Annotated in this window: 22 protein-coding genes and 2 tRNA genes; 22 read left to right on the forward strand and 2 right to left on the reverse strand. The window is 43.7% G+C overall.

Annotation, left to right across the window (positions count from 1 at the left end):
- Positions 1-7: 7 nt before the first annotated feature.
- From AB5618_RS09205 to AB5618_RS09295, 19 genes are all read left to right on the forward strand, one after another.
- Positions 8-394, forward strand: a complete 387-nt coding sequence (locus tag AB5618_RS09205; RefSeq protein WP_368366694.1) for a hypothetical protein — start codon at positions 8-10, stop codon at positions 392-394.
- Between the two features lie 3 nt (positions 395-397).
- Positions 398-736, forward strand: a complete 339-nt coding sequence (locus AB5618_RS09210) for a hypothetical protein (RefSeq protein WP_368366695.1) — start codon at positions 398-400, stop codon at positions 734-736.
- Positions 733-1116: a minor capsid protein gene (locus AB5618_RS09215; RefSeq protein WP_226815808.1), complete on the forward strand. Its 384-nt coding sequence runs from the start codon at positions 733-735 to the stop codon at positions 1114-1116. The genes AB5618_RS09210 and AB5618_RS09215 overlap by 4 nt, the downstream gene beginning before the upstream one ends.
- Positions 1113-1520 (forward strand): minor capsid protein, encoded by a 408-nt coding sequence (locus AB5618_RS09220; RefSeq protein WP_368366696.1) that lies wholly within the window; start codon positions 1113-1115, stop codon positions 1518-1520. The genes AB5618_RS09215 and AB5618_RS09220 overlap by 4 nt, the downstream gene beginning before the upstream one ends.
- On the forward strand, positions 1510-1989 hold the full coding sequence (locus AB5618_RS09225) for a phage tail tube protein (RefSeq protein WP_233456039.1): 480 nt from the start codon (positions 1510-1512) through the stop codon (positions 1987-1989). Before AB5618_RS09220 ends, AB5618_RS09225 begins: the two co-directional genes overlap by 11 nt.
- Positions 1990-2025: 36 nt before the next feature.
- Positions 2026-2322: a hypothetical protein gene (locus AB5618_RS09230; protein ID WP_148462418.1), complete on the forward strand. Its 297-nt coding sequence runs from the start codon at positions 2026-2028 to the stop codon at positions 2320-2322.
- A gap of 34 nt (positions 2323-2356) precedes the next feature.
- On the forward strand, positions 2357-2662 hold the full coding sequence (locus AB5618_RS09235; protein WP_270414106.1) for a Gp15 family bacteriophage protein: 306 nt from the start codon (positions 2357-2359) through the stop codon (positions 2660-2662).
- Positions 2655-2804 carry a hypothetical protein gene (locus tag AB5618_RS09240; protein WP_173773407.1) on the forward strand — a complete coding sequence of 50 codons (150 nt, stop codon included), beginning with the start codon at positions 2655-2657 and terminating at the stop codon, positions 2802-2804. Before AB5618_RS09235 ends, AB5618_RS09240 begins: the two co-directional genes overlap by 8 nt.
- Before the next feature lie 42 nt (positions 2805-2846).
- Positions 2847-5861 (forward strand): hypothetical protein, encoded by a 3015-nt coding sequence (locus AB5618_RS09245; RefSeq protein ID WP_368366697.1) that lies wholly within the window; start codon positions 2847-2849, stop codon positions 5859-5861.
- Positions 5862-6248 (forward strand): hypothetical protein, encoded by a 387-nt coding sequence (locus tag AB5618_RS09250; RefSeq protein ID WP_148462413.1) that lies wholly within the window; start codon positions 5862-5864, stop codon positions 6246-6248.
- A gap of 4 nt (positions 6249-6252) precedes the next feature.
- The gene (locus AB5618_RS09255) at positions 6253-9816 is read left to right on the forward strand and encodes a hypothetical protein (protein ID WP_368366698.1); all 3564 of its coding nucleotides are present in this window, start codon (positions 6253-6255) and stop codon (positions 9814-9816) included.
- 5 nt (positions 9817-9821) lie between these two features.
- Positions 9822-10733 (forward strand): Ig-like domain-containing protein, encoded by a 912-nt coding sequence (locus AB5618_RS09260; protein WP_368366699.1) that lies wholly within the window; start codon positions 9822-9824, stop codon positions 10731-10733.
- 15 nt (positions 10734-10748) lie between these two features.
- Positions 10749-11042, forward strand: a complete 294-nt coding sequence (locus AB5618_RS09265) for a PF13754 domain-containing protein (RefSeq protein ID WP_270414082.1) — start codon at positions 10749-10751, stop codon at positions 11040-11042.
- Complete coding sequence (locus tag AB5618_RS09270; RefSeq protein WP_368366700.1) at positions 11026-11295, forward strand: hypothetical protein; 270 nt, start codon at positions 11026-11028, stop codon at positions 11293-11295. Before AB5618_RS09265 ends, AB5618_RS09270 begins: the two co-directional genes overlap by 17 nt.
- Position 11296: 1 nt before the next feature.
- Positions 11297-11473 (forward strand): hypothetical protein, encoded by a 177-nt coding sequence (locus AB5618_RS09275; protein WP_173773403.1) that lies wholly within the window; start codon positions 11297-11299, stop codon positions 11471-11473.
- 6 nt (positions 11474-11479) lie between these two features.
- Entirely contained in the window at positions 11480-11926 is a 447-nt protein-coding gene (locus tag AB5618_RS09280) for a hypothetical protein (RefSeq protein WP_368366701.1), read from the forward strand.
- 454 nt (positions 11927-12380) lie between these two features.
- Positions 12381-13379 carry a tyrosine-type recombinase/integrase gene (locus tag AB5618_RS09285; protein WP_368366702.1) on the forward strand — a complete coding sequence of 333 codons (999 nt, stop codon included), beginning with the start codon at positions 12381-12383 and terminating at the stop codon, positions 13377-13379.
- 936 nt (positions 13380-14315) lie between these two features.
- Positions 14316-14774, forward strand: a complete 459-nt coding sequence (locus AB5618_RS09290; RefSeq protein ID WP_368366703.1) for a holin family protein — start codon at positions 14316-14318, stop codon at positions 14772-14774.
- A gap of 31 nt (positions 14775-14805) precedes the next feature.
- Positions 14806-15597: an N-acetylmuramoyl-L-alanine amidase gene (locus AB5618_RS09295; protein WP_368366704.1), complete on the forward strand. Its 792-nt coding sequence runs from the start codon at positions 14806-14808 to the stop codon at positions 15595-15597.
- A gap of 359 nt (positions 15598-15956) precedes the next feature.
- On the opposite strand, the gene AB5618_RS09300 is transcribed toward AB5618_RS09295, so the two are convergent.
- Together AB5618_RS09300 and AB5618_RS09305 are read right to left on the reverse strand one after the other, a co-directional pair.
- A tRNA-Leu gene (locus tag AB5618_RS09300) sits at positions 15957-16041 on the reverse strand.
- Positions 16042-16107: 66 nt separating this feature from the next.
- A tRNA-Leu gene (locus AB5618_RS09305) sits at positions 16108-16192 on the reverse strand.
- A gap of 211 nt (positions 16193-16403) precedes the next feature.
- Between AB5618_RS09305 and AB5618_RS09310 the strand changes: the two genes are divergently transcribed.
- The 3 genes from AB5618_RS09310 (at position 16404) to rpoD (ending at position 20474) form a co-directional block, all read left to right on the forward strand.
- A complete protein-coding gene (locus AB5618_RS09310) occupies positions 16404-17414 on the forward strand; it encodes a deoxyguanosinetriphosphate triphosphohydrolase (protein WP_148462392.1) in 1011 nt (336 codons plus the stop codon).
- A 100-nt stretch (positions 17415-17514) separates the two neighbouring features.
- Positions 17515-19308: a DNA primase gene (gene dnaG / locus AB5618_RS09315; RefSeq protein WP_368366705.1), complete on the forward strand. Its 1794-nt coding sequence runs from the start codon at positions 17515-17517 to the stop codon at positions 19306-19308.
- A gap of 38 nt (positions 19309-19346) precedes the next feature.
- The gene (gene rpoD / locus AB5618_RS09320) at positions 19347-20474 is read left to right on the forward strand and encodes an RNA polymerase sigma factor RpoD (protein WP_118578714.1); all 1128 of its coding nucleotides are present in this window, start codon (positions 19347-19349) and stop codon (positions 20472-20474) included.
- Positions 20475-20484 lie beyond the last annotated feature (10 nt).

Raw genomic sequence — 20484 nt, forward strand, 5'->3', positions numbered from 1 at the left:
AGCGGTTATGAGCTACGAACCATATGCAACCCCAGAATACTATACGGATACTTACGGCGGAACCCTGATTTTAGAAAATGACATTGAGAGAGCTCTGCAGATTGCGTCTCGGCACATTGATTCCCTGACATACAACCGGATTGTAGGCAGGGGATTTTCCAACCTGACACGATTCCAACAGGATATCATTCAGGATGTTGTCTGCCAGCAGGCAGATTTTGAAACCGAGAATGCAGATGAGATCAATTCGATACTTTCAAGCTACAGCATTAACGGTGTATCCGCCCAGTTCGGCAGCAGCTGGAACATATTCACAGACAAAGGAGTGGCAATGAAAAGAGATCTGTATGCACTGCTGTGCCAGACAGGGCTGTGCTGCAGATTAGCGAGGTGAGCTATGAAATATCCATGTTTAGTACCCAAAAGGCTTTGTAAGACGGATATCGGTTTAGTGATGGAGCAGGAAGGACGGGATAAATATGGGGAGCCTCTTCCGTGTTTTGAATATTCCGGGAAATGCAATTACCAGGACAAAGCAAAGACAATCTTCACAGCTGACAAGAAAATGGTTCAGATTACCGGATCCGCATTATTCCCGGGAGATATCTGCCCGGAGCTTCCGGTAATATCAGGTGGTACAGTAACCATATTTGGTGTCAAGAGAAAGATCCAGGAAGCCAGGAAAGCCAGAAATCCGGACGGTACCGTAAATTACACGGAGGTGCTTCTGATATGATCAAGGTCAATTCGACTGTTAAACTTAACTTTCCGAAGATCAATCAGCTGACACAGGCACAGGTGGCAGCCCTGGAGCAGACAGCAGAAGGTTTACATACAGAAGTTGAGCAGGCACAGGTGTTTCCAAGAGATACCGGTGCTTTGCAGAATGAGAGTACTTTTGTAGATACATCTGAAAGCAGTCACGGAAAAGCAAGTATCATATCCAGTACGCCTTATGCCAGACGCCTGTATTTTCATCCGGAATTTCATTTTAAAAAGGATGAAAACCCGAATGCAAAAGGCAAATGGTACGAGGACTGGCTTCCAGGTGGAAAAAATGCTGATTTTGCAGTGAAAGCATTCAAGGAAAACTACAGGAGGCTGGCTGGTTTATGACGTTATCGGATATCAGAGATTATATTGAGACGCTCACACAGGGGACTGTGTATGTTGGACCAATTCCGGATAAGCCGGAAAAAATAGTTGGTGTTTATAACAGTAAACACCAGCATGAGTATAAGGTGGCAATCGGCGGCCCTCAGCTGGAGTCCTACGGCACGAAATACGTCACTTTACTAGTACACTGGAATAAATCCCAGCGCGAGACCGAAAAAGCCGGAAAAGCCTTATTTGAAGCTGTCAGAGCCACCAGAAATGCAACTGTAAACCATGAAACTATTAAATTTGTCCTGCCAGTCTATGATCTTCAGGATATAGGCGTAGATGATTCCGGTATCTATGAGATGGTTATAGAACTGGCTGTGATTTTTGAAAAGAAAGGAAATAAGGATGAAGAATAAAATTGTGATGAACCTTCAGCTGTTCGCAGGTTCCAAGTCTGGCGTATATCCATGCTACGAGAACCAGTTCCAGATAGACACAGCATCAGGCGGCACTGCTTCACTGAAAAATATTGCAGACTGTGTAACCTTTTCCGTATCTTTTGACAATGGAGTGGAAGAGTGGAACCCATTTGACACAGAAGGATGGACCAGACGTTTAATGACATCCAAGAGTATTACAATTTCAGTAACTGCAAAACGTAATGTGGGGGATGCCGGAAATGATTTTGTTGCAGGACTGGCATGGAAGAACGGAAGAAATGCGGAAGCTGATACGCAGTGGACTTTCCCGGATGGTACTGTTGTGAAGTTTACAAAATCAGTTATCAATGTGAAGAATGTTGGATCCGGAGATTCCACAGCTGTAGCACCTCTTGAATTCGATATCATGAGCAATGGAAAACCGGAGATTACACCAGCCGCATAGTAAATACGGCTTTTAGCAAGAAAAAGGAGAAAACAAATGGCAAAATGTATTGATATTACAGAGAAATTAAGCTTTGATAAAAATCCTGCCCTGATTATCAAGGGCAGAAAATTCATAGTAAATGCAGATGCGGGCACTATGCTTGAAATCATGGGATTGTTTAAAGAAGGCTCTTCTGATACAGAAACGACAGTTGCGGCATATGAAAAGCTGTTCAGCGAAAAAGACCGTAATGAGATTAAAAAAATGCGTCTGCCTTTCAAAGATCTTATGATCGTTATCCAGACCGCAATGGAACTGATCCAGGGAGAAGAAGACCAGGGAGAGCAGTGACCCGTACTATGATCTGATAGATGATTTTGATCTGATCGTATCATCGTTTCAATCACAGTACGGGTTACGTCTTTCTAAGGAAATTCCAGCAGGGATGCCCTGGGACGAGTTTTCGGATCTTCTATCCGGAATAGGCCCGGATACAGCCCTTGGCAGGATCGTAGCAATCCGAGCAGAAGAGGATGAAGAAATCTTGAAGCATTTCACCCCGGAACAGCGCCGGATCCGCCGCGAATGGAGAAATAAACAAGCTATGAAGGTTTCAGAGGAAGACAGAGATAAATTCCTGGAGGCTATGAAACAGGCATTTATTGATATGGCAGGAGGAGCGAATGGATAAAAACAAGGTAAAATGCCCTTTCTGCGGACACGAACAGAAGATACAGTACACCCCGGATGCCAAATGCCGGGGTGTTTTCATCCGGTGCCAAGGGCGCCATTGTAAAAAAGAATTTGAAATAAAGATTAACCAGGACAAGTAGTGCCATGTGTCGATGTCCTCATGATAGAGGAAGGTGGCATATATGGCAACAAGTGTTGGACAGATCGGGCTTGACCTGGTCGTTAATCAGAATCGGTTTCAGTCGCAGATGCGCGGCATTGAATCTCTGGCAAAGAAAGCCGGTGCAACTCTTGCAGCAGCATTTGGCGTTAAAAAGCTGATAGATTTTGAAAAGTCGTGCCTGGAGCTCGGATCAGACCTGGCAGAGGTTCAGAACGTTGTAGACGTTACATTTCCGAATATGACCGCACAGGTTGATAAATTTGCCAAGAGTGCAGCCCAGAGCTTTGGACTTTCTGAGACCATGGCAAAGCAGTTCACTGGTACCTTCGGGGCAATGGCGAAAGCCTTTGGATTTTCCGAGGAACAGGCTTATGACATGGGGGCCAGTCTTACTAAGCTGGCAGGTGATGTAGCGTCTTTCTATAATCTGTCACAGGATGAAGCTTACACCAAGCTGAAATCCGTTTTCACAGGCGAAACGGAATCTTTGAAAGATCTTGGCGTAGTCATGACTCAGACTGCCCTTGACAGTTATGCTATGGCGAATGGTTTCGGGAAGACAACAGCGAAAATGTCAGAAGCCGAAAAGGTAGCTTTAAGGTATTCCTTCGTACAAAACCAGCTGGCAGCAGCCCAGGGGGATTTTGCAAGGACCTCAGGATCCTGGGCGAACCAGATAAGGATACTTACTCTGCAGTTTGACTCCCTGAAGGCTACAATTGGCCAGGGACTGATAAATCTTTTCACTCCGGTTATCCGAGTGATCAACACGGTAATCGGAAAACTAATTACTCTGGCAAACGCCTTTAAATCGTTTACAGAGCTGATTATCGGTCAGAAATCCAGTAACAGTGCTTCCGGGCAGATTTCAGCTATTGGGAGTGCGGCAGCGGGCGCAAGCACCGGAATGGACAATGCGGCCAGCTCTGCGGACAATCTTTCGAAATCCAACAAAGGTGTGGCCAGCTCAGCAAAGAAAGCAGCTGAGAAAATGCGTGCCCTTATGGGCTTCGACCAGATCAATAAACTGGACAGTAATACATCCAGAGACAGTTCAACGCCAAGTTCTGGAAGCAGTATGGGAACGTCTGGCATCGGCGGAACTGGAGTTGATTTTGGAAATCTGTCCCGGGGAGAAACTGTCATAGATAAAACAGACAAAAAGATGTCCGGGTTGTTAAAACGCTGCAAAGAGCTGGCAGCAGTATTCAAAAAAGGCTTTAAGATAGGATTTGGTGATTCTGAAAAGAGAATCAGTTCCATTACGGAAAATATTAAGAATATCGGGAAAACTCTGAAAGAAATATTTACAGATCCGGATGTTGTGAAAGCAGCAAATGATTGTGCCAATTCTCTTGCGCTGTCGTTTGGAAAGATGATAGGTTCATTTGCCAGTATTGGAATAACGATTGCGTCCAATCTTACTGGCGGGATTGAAGGATACCTTTCTAAAAGCAGTAGCTATATACGAGGTAAATTAGTGTCTCTGTTCAATATTGCAGGAGACATTGCATCACTTGCCGGGGATTTCTGGACGGCATTTTCTGATATATTTTCTGTATTCGCTGGATCAGAGGGACAGGGGATTACGGCAGATATTATTGGAATATTTGCTGATGGCTTCCTTGGCGCAGCTGAGGTTGGAGCACAGTTCATAAAGGACATTGAGAAGATTGTAGTTCTTCCTGTAGTTGAAAATTCACAGAAGATCAAACAGACAATAGAAAACACTCTGGGTTCGATCCAAATCGTTTTAGATACATTGCACCAGGCTGTAGTTGATACTTTTGCAAAGATTTCAGAGGTATACATTGCTTATGTAAGCCCATTTATAACTTCAATAGCTGAGGGAATATCCAGTATCGTTGAAACGTTTCTTGATGGTTGGAATACATATATTTCTCCCGTTCTGGATAATCTGGCAGAAAAGTTTTCAACAGTATGGCAGCAGCATATCCAGCCAGCACTGGATGGGATTATTGTCCTGGTTGGAAAAGTGTTTGAAAATTTACAGGCACTTTGGGAGAATTTGCTGCAGCCTTTAATCGAATGGATCATTGAAAACATTATGCCGATTATCGGTCCGATATTGGAGAAGATTGGAGATCTGTTTCTGGATCTGCTTGCAGTGGCTGGTGATGTGATTACTGGAATAACAAAAGTCTTAAGTGGTTTCATTGATTTTTGCACAGGGGCTTTTACAGGCGACTTTTCAAAATGTTTCCAGGGATTAAACGAAATTCTGGATGGCTTTAAGCAGATCGCAAGTTCTGTCTTTAAGTTCTTGCAGGAGAATGTATTTAAGCCATTAGATGATTTTGTTGGAAATGTGTTTGCAACTGACTGGTCAAAACATTTCGGAGTTCTGGGCGGAATACTTGACGGATTTTTAAAAAGCGGAAGAGATACTATCCGGGATATTCAGAAAGTATTTAGTGGACTTAATGATTTTGTGTCCGGAGTTTTTTCTGGAAATTGGGAAAAGGCTTGGAATGGAATAAAGGATATTTTTGTTGGCGTATTTAATGGATTAACAGACATTGCAAGAACACCAATTAATGCAATTATAGGCGGATTTAACAGTGTTCTTGGAATTGTAAACGGCCTTATCAATAAAGTGAATAATATTCGCTTTAAAATCACGGTTCCCGACTGGATTCCTGGGATTGGAGGAAACTGGTGGGGATTTAATGGATTTAATATCCCAACTATAGGAACAATCCCAATGCTTGCTAACGGTGGTTTCGTGAAGGCAAACACGCCTCAGCTTGCAATGATTGGTGATAACCGGCACCAGGGCGAGATTGTTTCCCCAGAGGACAAGCTTCAGGAGATGGCGTTAAAGGCAGCTTCCATGGCAGGTGGAAATATTTCCCGGGAAGAATTGGAAAGCATTATTAACCGTGCGGTTATGAGGATTGTAGCGGCACTTTCTGAGCTAGTTTTCTATATGGATTCCAATCAGGTTGCAACGGCTGTCAGAAATGCGCAGGCAGCAAACGACACCAGATATAATACGGTGGAGGTGAGATAAATGGCTGATGTTTTTACTGATGGTTCCAGCAAAAAGAAAATCCTGTGGTCCGGGAGCGTAGTACTCCCGGCTCCTGTGTCGTTAAGCGTGAACGACGAACTGATCTGGACATCTGATACAGGACGAACTCTTTCAGGACGTATGGTTGGAGATGTAATTGCTGAAAAGAAAAATTTATCAATCAAGTGGGGATTTCTTACAGAAGGATCTGTAAAACTGATAAAGAACACGCTTGTTGCCGGATATTTCCCTTTTTCTTTCCATGATTGCGGTGTAGACATCACGATAGAATCATATCGGGGAACACTGAGTAAGGAACACCTGGGAGACATTGGAGACGGGGAATATTGGTATAAGTCGGTATCTGTAGATATTATTCAGAGGTAGCAGAATGATTAACGCATCAAATGTCTATAAAGAGGCAATCAAGAAAAATAGAATATTACATCATAGAGTAGAAATTCAGTTTCAGGATGGCAGTTCCAAAACGGTAGAGGATATGGAACTGCTTTTATTTCAGATTTTGGATAATACGTCTGGGCAGAACAGCTTTGACCTTGGCTCCGCCATTGCCAAGCAATTGAATATAAAACTGAGTAATATCGATGGCAAATTTACTGGCGTGGATTTTGACGGAGCTACGATAAAAGCAATTATAGGCTTAGAACTCCCGGATGGGACAACAGAGTGGCTGGATAGGGGAATTTATACTGCGGAACCTGGTGAAGACACTGGATCTGTTATAGCCGTAAAAGCATATGACAATATGATTAGATTTGACAAGCCATATTCGTTGAGTAAATTGTCTTATCCGGCTACCTTGGGACAAATCGTACAAGATGCTTGCAGCTGCTGTGGGGTGCGCCTGTCAGGAGATTCGGCCAATTTTGATAATAGTGGGTATGTTGTTAACAGAAGGCCGAATGAGGACAGTCTGAATTTTAGAGACATTTTATGCTTTGTTGGACAGATTGCATGTAAATTCAGCAGAATCAATGCGGATGGAACTTTGTCCCTCAGATGGTACGATACAGACCTGTTGGAAGCTTCCTGGATAAAGGAAGGAATAATAGTAGTTCCAGGAAATAGCAATAAGATCGATGTTGACAATAGCAGGCTTATCCAGATAACAGAATGGAAAAATGGCAGCCTATTGTCAACAGATGACGTTGTGATTACCGGAATAAAAGTAAACGAGGAGAACGAAGGGGGAAGAGAAAACTCCTCGTTATGTGGAACAGGAGAATATGCCCTGGAGATTAGTGGAAACAAATTGGTTCAGGGGAATGGTGAAACTGTAGCTTTATACTTGGGAGAAAAAATCAACGGCTTGCGTTTTAGGCCATTATCCATCAATTGCCAGAGTGATCCAGTTAGGGAAGCTGGTGATGTTGGATTAATTGTGGACCTGAAGGGCAATTATTATAAAACTGTTTTCACTGGAGTAACGTATACTGCGAATGCAGATCAGACACTGTTTTGTGGAGCCGAGACGCCGACCAAAAGATCGGCAACCAGATTTAGTGAAGAAACAAAAGTTTACAAAGATTTAAGGGCAGTCTGGTCGAAACAAAAAACGGAAATAGACAAAGCCTTTGATGATCTGAAGAAAGCAATGGACGAGACGCAGGGACTTTTCCCGGTTTCTGTGAAGCAGGAGGATGGCAGCAGTATTTTATATCTGTGTGATAAGCCCACTTTGGAAGAATCCCGGGTTGTGATCAAACTGAACCGGGAAGGGTGGGGAATGTCCACGGATGGCGGAAATACCTGGAATGTTGGCGCCCTGGTGGATGGCACTACCATTACGAAAATCCTTGATGCAGTGGGGATTAACGCGAACTGGCTGAAGACTGGACGAATTGAAATCATGGACGATGATGGAAATGTCATTTTTGAAGCTGACATTGACAAGAAGTCTGTTTCTATGAATCCGGATAGCGTCCACATTGGGGACAAGACTATTTCGGAAGTTCTGAGTGATAATAAGAACATGACCATGCTCTTGTCTGATGATTACCAGGGGATCCCGGTCGATTCGGACGGAAACTATAAGACCTTCCCCACTGGGATCACGACCACAGCTACGGTCATGTACGGCTCAAATGACATTTCTAAGGATTGTACCTACACGGTTACCACATCATCAGGTGTGACTGGAAGCTGGGATAAAAATTCCCGGACCTATACAGTGACCGGGCTTACAACGGATAAAGGCTGGGTGACGATCCGCGCCACCTATCTGTCAACTGTCTCGGTGTCTAAGAAATTCAATCTTTCCAAGAGTTATGCTGGAAAAGATGGCGCAGATGGTGATCCAGGGGAAATGTACTATTTGAAAAGCTCCAATACCGTCATAAAGCGTGGGGCTGACGGACTTTTGTATCCGGACAGTATTACTTTTTCCGGATATAGAAGCGGGACTGGTGGAAGGCCGCCTTATGCAGGGCGCTTTGTGATAGAGGAGACGGCAGACGGGAACACCTGGAAAACAGTCTACACATCATCCACAGACGAGGCAGAGGTAACCCATCTGCTGTATTCGGCTATCGCTGCCCTAAATGGAAAGCTGCTGACTACAAGGAGTGGGAAGTTCCTGGCAGTGCCAAGGGATTTTGTGGAGCTGAGAGTATCTCTGTATGCTGCAGGCGGCACCACCCAGCTGATTGACAGGCTGAGCATTCCCCTGGTGGTAGATATGGCAGCTTTGACGCATGAGGATATTTTTAACCTGCTTACAGACGATGGCAGGATCAAAGGTATCTATAAGGAAGGCAACCAGTTATACATCAATGCAACCTATATCAGATCGTTGCATGTAACCGGTGACCAGGTGGATGCTAAGAAGCTGAAGGTTGTGAACAAGGATGGATCCGTTACCCTGTATATTGATGAGGATGGAAATGTGGAGATGAAGGTCAGCAGCTTTTCCATCCAGGGAAAAACAGTTGATGATATCGCTTCCACTGTTGCTACTTCAATAGCGGAAAAAAAGGCAAGCAATGCAGTCAAGGGACAGACACAGGAGGATATTTTTAACAAGCTGAGTAAAAACGGTACGATCAAGAGCGTTACCATGGTAAATGGGGAGCTTTACATATCCTTTGATTTCGCCCAGGGCGGTACCTTGAAGCTTGGCGGTGCTAATAATGGAAACGGCCTGCTGTCTATCCTGGATGCATCCGGGAACGAAATCGGATACATTAACAACACAGGTGTACATTTTAACCAAGGTGAGTTTTCCGGGACTGTAACTGCCGGAACTGGCGCAATTGCCGGCTGGAAGATCATTTCCGATTATTTAGAGTCAGATGACGGCAGCATCCGTCTTTATAAGGATGGCCGGATCGTATTCGGCGGAGATGCCGTGTTATCTGCTAACGGGCGGACTCCGATGGTGAAGTATGGGTTAAGTATATATACCCAAAGAAGAACTACGAAAGCTGACGATGGAACAGAATTTTATGACGGATCCGGGGAACTTAATATATATGGTTTGGGTTCTACCTCTTCTGCAAATACCCTGGCATTAAATATGAATAACTATTCCGTTGGTTATGTGGCCAGCTCATCTATGCGCTATAAGACCATTGGAAAAACGGTTCAAGAGGAAGAGTTAGAAGAACTTTACCGGATTAAGGTTATCTGGGCGAAATACAAGGATGATTATCTGTCTGAGCATGATGAGCGCTATGGTAAAGAAATGCCAATGTTCCTGGCAGAGGACATTGACCGCAGATTTCCATTAGCTGTTGACCATAATGAAAAAGGCAAAGCTGAAAACTGGAATTACCGTATTATGATCCCCTGCATGTTTGCCATGCTGAAAAACGACCATGAGAAGGTTCTGGCATTGCAGTCAGATAATCAGATATTACTTTCTAAAATTAATGCTTTATCAGCAGAGGTAGAGCAGTTAAAAGAACTTATCAACAATATTTCACGAAAGGAATGAAAAAAATGAGTGTAAAAACAGTACAGGCTATTGTGAATAGCCAGACAGTGAATTTAAGCTATAACAGTTCCACTGGAAGATATGAGGCTACTATTACAGCACCTGGTAAGTCAAGCTACTCTCAGTCCGGACATTATTACGGTGTGACAGTCAGGGCTACAGATGATGCAAACAATACTGCTACGGTGGATGCCAGTCATTCCACCTTGGGAGGTTCCCTGCAGTTAAAGGTTAAGGAAAGAGTTGCGCCAGTTATTGCAATTACCTATCCTACAGCCAGTGCACTGATTACAAATAATAAACCAGGCATCACCTGGACCGTGACTGATGACGATTCCGGTGTAAATCCGTCAACTATTGGCGTTACCATTGATTCTGGAAGCAAGATCACAGGGGATAGTATTTCTAAGACTGCAATTTCCGGCGGCTATAAATGTACTTATACCCCTGATACGGCACTTGCCGATGGTAGTCATACGATCAAGATTGATGCATCTGATTATGATGGAAATGCTGCTTCCCAGAAGAGTGTGACCTTTAAGATCGATACTGTACCGCCGACACTTTCTGTTACATCTCCGGTAGATGGATTTGTAACAAATCAGGCAGCTTGTAACGTTCAGGGTACTACCAATGATCTTACCTCCAGCCCGGTATCTGTTACAGTTAAGCTTAACAACGGCAATGCAGAGGCGGCAACTGTTGCTTCCAATGGTTCCTGGTCTAAGGTTGTAACATTGGTTGAAGGCTCCAATACTATTACTATTGTAGCTACAGACAGTGCCGGAAAGAGTACCACTGTGACCAGAACAGTGAAACTGGATACTAAGGCACCGGCAATTAAGGCTGTAACTATGACACCGAATCCGGTTGATGCTGGAAAAACCTTCGTAATCTCTGTTGAGGTTACCGACTGATAAGGTGGTGGAAGCATGGTAGTAATGCTTAAAGGAACTATCAACGGGCAGGATATCACGCTTACAAGAGCACAGGGGGACAGATGGGAAGCCATCGTCCCCGCAAGCCTTGACGGTGCTTTTGTGGTAGATCTGACAGCCATTGATGAAGCTGGAAATGTAGGATATACAGCAAAATATATCATTACAATAGATCTGGCATCTTTATGTGTACATATTGAGCCATGTCCATATTATGAGGAACTGTTGGAACCTGAATACTATGTAGAACTGATGGGAGGTTGTGGGTGTAATGACTGTACCGTTTGAGCTTGGAGAACAGAAGCATGTGAGATTGCGAGTCTGCTCTTGTAAAAATGAAAATTTTCTGATCACGGCAGCCTCCTATGAGCTGTATTACCGGGGTGCGAAGGAGCCAGAGGATACCGGACATTCGGAAATCCAGGAACACATTCTGGACACCCTCATACAGCCCAAAAAGAAAGGCATGTACAAGCTTCTGGTCATGTATGAAATACTGGACGAAAAGTTGATTGCAGAAGTAGAAGTGGCGGTGAAGTGATATGGCAAACATATTAATCAGCGATGTGAGGATGACACCGAACCCCGTTAATGCAGGGGCAAGCTTTGTCCTTTCGGTGAAGATCATTGACAAAGTATACGCATTGGTCACCAAAGATGGCAAGTACCTGATGACAAAGAATAATAAAGTAATTGAAAAAATTCCAAGAAAGGATTGAAGAAAAATGTCTGAATCTATACAAAGTACACTAATATCAGCTCTCCCAGCAGCTACCAAAGTATCGGATACGGATATCGTGGTATTGGAGAACGGCTCTACAACCCAGAAGATTACTATAGCGCAGTTGAAAGAGGCGCTAGGGATTAATGCACTAAACACGAATTGTATTGGTTCACATACAGCATATGTAGCATTTACATTATTAGGTGATTATTGGTGGGTTAGCTCTCCAATCCCGTGTTTTTGTGCAAATAAACGGAATATTACATTCGGTTCAAATATTAAAAATAAAACAGATAATGTAAATAGTGAAATTAGTCAAAGTTTGTTTGAAATAAGAAAATATAATGATTCATTTTATGTTTTAACTAATGACCAATCGGTTGCCGGATATATTTTTGGTTCATTGCACCCTAATCGAGTGTGGGAATTTCTTTATAATGTTAGCTGATAAATTATTCAGCAAGATTGGTGCCATCTATAAAGATGCAAAATATAACAGTTTTCTTTTTTGCAAATAGTGGAAACATCCATTGCTTTTTATCTGCGATGAGAATTGCTTAATGTCAAGAAATAGTTCCGTTAATTGATACTAAATATGTTTTTCCATTTTCTATTGAGGAATTAGCGTCAACATTTAAAACAACGCTCCAATGATTGAGTAATTCGCTACAACTAGACAGTGTAGCGTTGTACCATGAGTTGTTAAACACTTTTGCCGATGTTATATTAAGTTTATGTGCTTTATAGTGTTTTGGAATAATAATTACAAATCCCATTCCGTATACCATGAATCCTGGAACCCATCGGTCTTTAAAAGTGCCCTGACCAGTTGCCATTAAATTCGTGTTTTGCGACCTTCTTTCCTCCGGATGCTACAATAAAGCAGAAGGAGGAATAAGGTTATGGATATACGAAATACGATTATTAATAATGTATTGCTGGCGGTGCAATCTCTATTAGATGATCAGCAACTCCAGGCAGTACAGGATGCACTCTGTATTCAATTGAACAGTTACGAAGTGCAAGAGAGAAGCACAGAACTAACTGTAGTGGACAACGCTCCAGACAGTATGCTGGCAAAATATATAGCGACCAAGCGAATTGAGGGAAAAGCAGAATCTACTATCAAAAGGTACTACGATACGTGCTACATGATGATACATGAGATCTGCAAACCGTTGCATGAGATTACAACTTATGATCTTAGATATTACCTGGCAGTATATAAGGAACAACGGAAAATCAGCAATCGGACTCTGGATGGGATGCGCAGGTGCTTTAGCAGTTTTTTCTCCTGGCTTTCTGCCGAGGGGCTGATTGGGAAGAATCCATGTGCAGCACTGTCCCAAATCAAATATACGAAAGTAGTGAAAAAGCCCTACACGGCTACAGAAATGGAACGGTTAAAGCAGGCTTGCACATCAATCCGGAATCTTGCGCTGATAGAATTCCTCTATGCTTCAGGCTGCAGAGTCTCTGAAGTGGTACGGCTCAATCGAGACGATATTAATTTTCAAACCCGAGATGCTGTTGTTTTGGGAAAAGGAAGTAAAGAGAGGACAATTTATCTTACACCAGTAGCACTAATGCATCTGCAAGATTATCTGAATACACGGACAGATACGGATCCATGTCTGTTCGCCAGTGTAAGGACACCACATAAGAGATTGTCGAAAGCAGGGATTGAAAGAACACTAAAGAAGCTTGGGGAGAGTGCTAATGTTACAAATGTACATCCTCATAGATACAGGAGGACTTTAGCCACCAACCTTCTTGATCGGGGAGCAAATATACAAGATGTGGCAGCAGTCCTGGGACATGCTGATTTGAAGACTACCCAGGTATATTGTTACATCAGTCAGAGTAATGTGAGAGCGTCATACAATAAATATTCAGTATAAAGAGATAGAAAAAACCACTCCGGGGAGAACTCCGGAGTTAAAGCTATGCCCGCTGATAAAAGTATCAGGAAGGAAGTTTTTTGTTAGAAATCAGCAAAACACGAATTTTAAATTCTACAGTTCCTTATCTCAAATTGGATTAACAGCATCTGCAACATGGGATCAGATACTTACTAAATTAGCTGATGGTACTGGAATAAAATTTGCTGCATGGAAATCAGACTATCCTAATTTATCAAATCCATGCACAAGTAATAGGCAATCAATAACTGTTTGCAGATTATATTCAGGTTATTCTACTATAGAAGTGTGGGATATTGATAATAACGTTCGCCACTTTACAGCGCATAATGGAGATAACTATAGACCTTGGAAATCATACTAAAGCCACGTTACACTCTATGTTTTTAATGCTGTTGACAATCAGCTGCATTTACGTTTCTTTGTATATAATCTACAAGTATCAACAAATGTTGCCCAATCACTACTGTATTGCCATCTAACTGTATATGTTCAAGATGAAATTGCAAATTCCGGAAAGTTTAATTGAGCATAATAAGCAATACTTGGACATCTTGTTGAATTGGACTATATACTTTTATTTTCCCAGTAATACTTACGTCTCTTGCAACAACGCAACCAGCTATATTAGAACTTGCACCAATAAGAACAGGAAATGATATTTTATGTTCTGGCAGGTTTGGAAATGTATATTCTCTAACCACTCCTGCTGAACACGTTAAAACTTCATTCGTATACTTCGTGTTTTGCTGATTATTAATGCCATTTGAGCGTCCGAAGCTTCGAATACTGACATGACACTAATACACAAGCAAAGAAAGGAAAAATAAGATGAATGAACCAAGGGCAAGACCATAACTGGTCTTATTTTTTTACCATAAAATAATAATAGATAATAAGAAGGAGAACACATAAATGAAGGTGATTGATACGTATAATGCCATTGTTGGCGCTGCTGTTGCTGTATTGAGCTATATTTTTGGAGAACATTGGATCCTGTTTGCTCTGTTCCTGGCGTTCAATATTGCGGACTGGATCACCGGCTGGATGAAATCCCGCCTTGCACATAAAGAAAATTCCAAAGCCGGCTGGAAGGGAGTCCTGAAAAAACTGGCTTACTGGATCATGATTGCGGTAGCCTTTGGAGCATCTGCAGTGTTTGTGGAGATCGGAAAGACGCTCGGCGTTGATCTGGGAATCACAACATTGCTTGGCTTCTTTGTACTGGCATCCCTGTTGGTAAATGAGATCAGGTCTATTTGTGAGAATCTGGTGGAGATGGGAGTGGACGTCCCGAAGATCCTGATCAAGGGACTGGAAGTAGCCGACAAGGCAATCAATAAAGATGGGGAAGATATTGACGAGGGCGAGTGATCGCCCTCCTTTTTGAAAGGAGAATTTCAACATGAAATATTTTATCTGTGTAGGTCACGCGAACTATGGCGGTGGCGTCATCTCATCTGCAGATGGCACCAGCAAGGGTGGTGTGAACGAATATAAATACAACAAAGAATTGGCACCTTATGTGTGCAAATGGCTTAAGGCAGCAGGTCATGAGGCAACCCTGTGTATTGCTCCGGAAGGTCAGCTGCATTCCCTGAATGATGAAATCAAGTATTTCATTGAAGAAGAGCATAAACAGAACTATGATCTGTCCGTCCAGCTTCACCTGAATGCCTTTAATGGTTCTGCCTATGGCTGCGAAGCATACTGCTATAATGCAAACGGACTTCCGGAAGCCCAGCGGATCAGCGCGAAGCTTGGCACTGTCTGGCATGACAGAGGAGCTGAAGAACGTCCAGGTTTGTACTGGACCAGAAAGACCAAGGCAAAAGCTGTCCTGGTAGAATCTTTCTTCTGTGATAACAAGGACGATTATGCCAAAGCGAAAAAACTTGGCATGGATGCTCACGGCAAGCTGATCGCAGAGGGCATTTTGGGAAAAACAATCACAATTGCGCCGGCGCAACCGAAAGCAAAGTATTACATCCAGGCGGGAGCCTACGGAACAAAAGAAAATGCAGATGTGATGGTGAAAGTGCTTAAGAAAAAAGGATTTTCAGCAAGTATCCGCAAAGTAGCCGGCTCCGTCCCATACCGCGTCCAGGTTGGCATCTACAGAACAAAGAAGGCTGCCAATAAGGTGGTAAAGAAGCTGAAGACAGCAGGTTTCACAGTCCTTGTGAAGAACCTGTGATGTCGAATGCTGTCGTACTATCTCGCACGATAAAACTCGACAGATGAGGTAGAATCTGGTACAGTAAAACTGAACATGAGATTTCCCTTAGATAAGAAAAGCCCTTACAATCCCGCGAGTTGCCCCTCAGGAGAGTAAAGGCTTTTCTTCTTATATTATAAATCTTGCTTTATTTTTTCTGGAAAATGTGAGGGGCAAGAATCCTGCCCCTTAAGGGGCAAAATCTCTGCCCCTCGAGGGGCAAAAAAGGGGGCAGAGTTTTGACACACTTTATCTACCTCCTGAACATTCGGAGTCCAAAAAAGCCCGCAAAACAGGCGCTTTGCAGGCTTTTGACATTTCTTGATAAAATAAAAAAATGCGGAAGATGGGACTTGAACCCACACAAGCGCAATGCTTACAAGATCCTTAGTCTTGCTCGTCTGCCAGTTCCGACACTTCCGCATATCGCATTCATAGAGGAGAAACCTCTGCACGATAAAATATGAAATTGTGACTATTAAATAGTCATGCGGAAGATGGGACTTGAACCCACACGAGCGCAATGCTCACAAGATCCTTAGTCTTGCTCGTCTGCCAGTTCCGACACTTCCGCATATCGCGTTTCTCGGAGAAAGTTTTCTTTCTCGCTGCGACGGATATTAGTATAACAAAGGGGTATAGGATTGTCAACACATTTTTTGAAAAAAATTAAAAATTTTCAAGTTTTTTTTGAAAAAAAGAGGAATTTGAAATTTTGTGTAGAATATAATTAATAGGAGGAAGATTATCGGCTTACCTGTCAGTCTTTGGAGGATAGAAGATATATGAATATCAGAGAGAGCATGGAAGAAAGAGAACTGGAACTGCTGAGTCCTTATGCCGCATACAGTGGACGTTCCAGAGGAAGAGACCGGGAGGAAGAAGAGTGTGACGTCCGGACGGTTTACCAGAGAGACCGGGACAGGATCCTGCATAGCAAAGCTTTTCGCAGGATGAAGGATAAGACTCAGGTTTTTCTGGCTCCGGAAGGAGATCATTACAGGAACCGGCTGACGCACACTCTGGAAGTATCCCAGATTGCACGTACTATAGCCAAGGCACTTCGCCTGAATGAGGATCTTGTGGAGGCAATTGCACTGGGACACGACCTTGGTCACACGCCTTTCGGACATTCAGGAGAGACCGCACTTAATACCGTTCATCCTGAGGGCTTTGCCCACTACCGTCAGAGCGTCCGCGTGGTGGAAGTACTGGAGAAGAACGGAGACGGACTGAATCTTACCTGGGAGACAAGAGACGGAATCCTGAATCACCGTACCAGCGGTCATCCGTCCACTTTGGAGGGACAGGTAGTCCGCTTTTCTGATAAGATTGCTTATGTTCATCATGATATGGACGATGCACAGAGAGCGGGAATCATTACAGAGAATGATATTTCTGCCAGTCTCAGGGAGTTTCTTGGACAGACCACAAGAGAAAGACTGAATACATTTGTACATGATGTGATCGAGCACAGCATTGACCAGCCTTCCATTCAGATGTCTGCTCCTGTAGAGCAGGCACTCATGGATCTTCGATCAGAGATGTTCCAGAAAGTATATCTGAATCCCATCGCGAAGCGGGAAGAATCCAAGGCAATCAAAATGCTGACAGAACTATACGCCTATTACATAGATCACCCGGAAGCAATGTCCAGGGAGTACGTTGCTCTTATTGAGAAAAAGGGAGTTCCAAAAGACCGGGCGGTATGTGACTGGCTGTCAGGAATGACGGATCAGTATTCCATGAAGAAATTCAAGGAGATTTTCATACCAAGAGCTTGGGAGGTTTATTAGAACGTGGACAAAACTCTTGCAATGAGATATAATATTTGTTTACGCGAAAGATGTCGCATTTTCTTGGATATGCGGCATATTAAATCAAAGGAGGATAAGCATGCGCTATTCCGACGATATCATTGAAGAAGTGCGAATGAAAAATGATATTGTAGACGTGATATCCCAGTATGTAAGACTGACCAGAAGAGGAAGCTCCTATTTTGGTCTGTGTCCTTTTCATAATGAGAAGACCCCTTCCTTTTCCGTAACGCCGTCTAAGCAGATGTATTACTGCTTCGGCTGCGGAGCTGGAGGAAATGTATACAATTTTGTAATGCAATATGAGAATTATTCATTTGGAGAAGCACTTTCCCATCTGGCAGAGCGTGCCGGCGTGGAACTTCCCAAGATCGAATATTCCAAGGAGGCAAGGGCGAAAGCGGAGAAGCGCGCAACCTTGCTTGAAATCAATAAGAAAGCGGCTCAGTATTTTTATTACCAGCTGCGCCGTGAAGGTGGAAAAAATGCCCACGATTATCTTACAGGCAGAGGCCTCAGCGAAGAGACGATCAGGAAATTCGGCCTGGGATATTCAGATAAGTACAGTGATGACCTGTATAAATACTTGAAATCCCAGAATTACAGTGATGACCTTCTTCGGGAATCAGGTCTTTTCAATGTGGATGAACGCCAGGGCATGTATGACAAATTCTGGAATCGTGTTATTTTTCCAATCATGGATGTCAATAACAGGGTGATTGGATTTGGCGGGCGAGTGATGGGAGACGGCAAGCCCAAGTACCTGAATTCGCCAGAGACCCGTATTTTTGACAAGAGCCGTAATCTGTACGGATTGAATATAGCCAGAACCACCAGGAAAAATTACCTGATTCTGTGCGAGGGCTACATGGATGTAATCTCCATGCACCAGGCAGGATTTACCAATGCAGTGGCTTCTCTGGGAACGGCGCTTACATCCGGACATGCCAGTCTGGTGAAGAGGTATACACAGGAAGTGCTTCTTCTTTACGATAGTGATGAAGCTGGTGTAAAAGCCGCCTTGCGAGCCATTCCCATTCTACGGGAAGCCGGCGTGAATTCCAGAGTGGTGAATTTACGGCCTCACAAGGATCCTGATGAATTTATCAAAGCAGAAGGCGCAGAGGCTTTTGAGAAAAGGCTGGAGGCAGCTACGGACAGCTTTATGTTCCGGGTAAGTATTGCTTCCGGTGATTTTCCTATGGATGAGCCACAGGGACAGAACCGGTTTTTTGAGCGGTGTGCCCAGTATCTTCTGGAACTTTCTGATGAACTGGAGCGGAATCTGTATATTGAAGCAATTGTAAAAGAATACCGCAGATATGGAATCAGTGTGGAAGACCTTCGGAAGCGTGTAAACACCCTTGCTCTGAAGGGTACGCCTGCAGAGAAGCGTATCCAGCCAAAATCCGGCGGCTCTCCAATGAGAAAAAAGGAGAGCGCGGCAGATAAATCCCAGAAGCTGATGCTTACCTGGCTGGTTACCTATCCGGCAATTTTTGATACTGTGGAGAAATATCTTTCCCCTTCAGATTTTGTAGTTCCTCTTTATAAAGAGGTGGCAGAAATGCTCTGGAAGCAGCACGAAGAGGGAGATGTGAATCCGGCCAGACTTCTGAATGCTTTTACAGACAGTGAAGAGCAGAAAGAGGTGGCCTCTCTCTTTAATGCCACGATCCACCTTGAGACAAAGGAGGAACAGCAGAGAGCATTTTCCGATGCTTTGATCCGCATTAAACAGGAGAGTCTGGCGGAGAAAAATAAAAACTGGGATCCTGCAGATATGGGGGCTTTACAGGAGCTTGTAAAGGCCAAGAAGGATCTGGAGGAGCTTGGAAGAAAAAGGCAGCAATTGCATATTTCTTTTGAATAAGGATAAAATATTAACACTATATGGAGGTTAGAGTACCTATGGAAATGAATATGGGCAAATTCAGTGAGAAACTGGTGGGACTTCTGGAGCTTGCAAAAAAGAAGAAAAACGTACTGGAATATCAGGAAATTAGTGATTATTTCAAAGACCAGCCACTGGATGCGGAACAGATGGACAAGATCTTCGATTTCCTTGAGGCAAGTGGGGTAGATGTGCTGCGTATCACAGAGAACAGTGCAGATGACCTTATGCTGGACGATGACATGGATATTGATGGCCTGGACGATGAGGAAGAAGTAGAGCTGGACAAGATCGATCTTTCTGTTCCGGAAGGTGTGAGCATTGAGGATCCGGTTCGTATGTATCTGAAAGAAATTGGTAAAGTTCCGCTTCTTTCAGCAGAAGAAGAAATCGAGCTTGCAAAGAAAATGGAACAGGGCGACGAAAATGCCAAGAAGCGTCTGGCAGAAGCCAACCTTCGTCTTGTTGTCAGCATTGCAAAGCGTTATGTAGGACGTGGAATGCTTTTTCTGGATCTGATTCAGGAAGGTAACCTTGGTCTTATCAAGGCTGTCGAAAAATTTGATTACCGAAAGGGTTACAAGTTCAGTACCTATGCTACCTGGTGGATCCGTCAGGCTATCACAAGAGCCATTGCAGACCAGGCGCGTACCATTCGTATTCCGGTTCATATGGTTGAGACGATCAACAAGCTGATCCGCGTTTCCAGACAGTTACTCCAGGAGCTTGGACGTGAACCTACTCCGGAGGAAATCGCGGAAGAGATGGACATGCCGGTTGACCGCGTGCGTGAGATCCTGAAGATTTCCCAGGAGCCGGTTTCTCTGGAGACCCCTATTGGTGAAGAGGAGGACAGCCATCTTGGAGATTTCATCCAGGATGACAATGTTCCGGTTCCGGCTGATGCTGCAGCATTTACTCTTTTGAAGGAACAGCTGGTAGAAGTTCTTGGCACTCTTACTGAGAGAGAACAGAAGGTTCTTCGCCTTCGTTTCGGGCTTGATGATGGACGTGCAAGAACACTTGAGGAAGTTGGCAAGGAGTTTAATGTTACCAGAGAGCGTATCCGTCAGATTGAGGCAAAGGCTCTTCGTAAGCTCCGTCACCCAAGCCGCAGCCGCAAGCTGAAGGATTATCTGGATTAAGGAGAGGACT

It is taken from the genome of Ruminococcus sp. J1101004sp1_RTP21198st1_B9_RTP21198_201120 (genome assembly GCF_040924245.1).
Taxonomy (GTDB): domain Bacteria; phylum Bacillota; class Clostridia; order Lachnospirales; family Lachnospiraceae; genus Blautia_A; species Blautia_A faecis.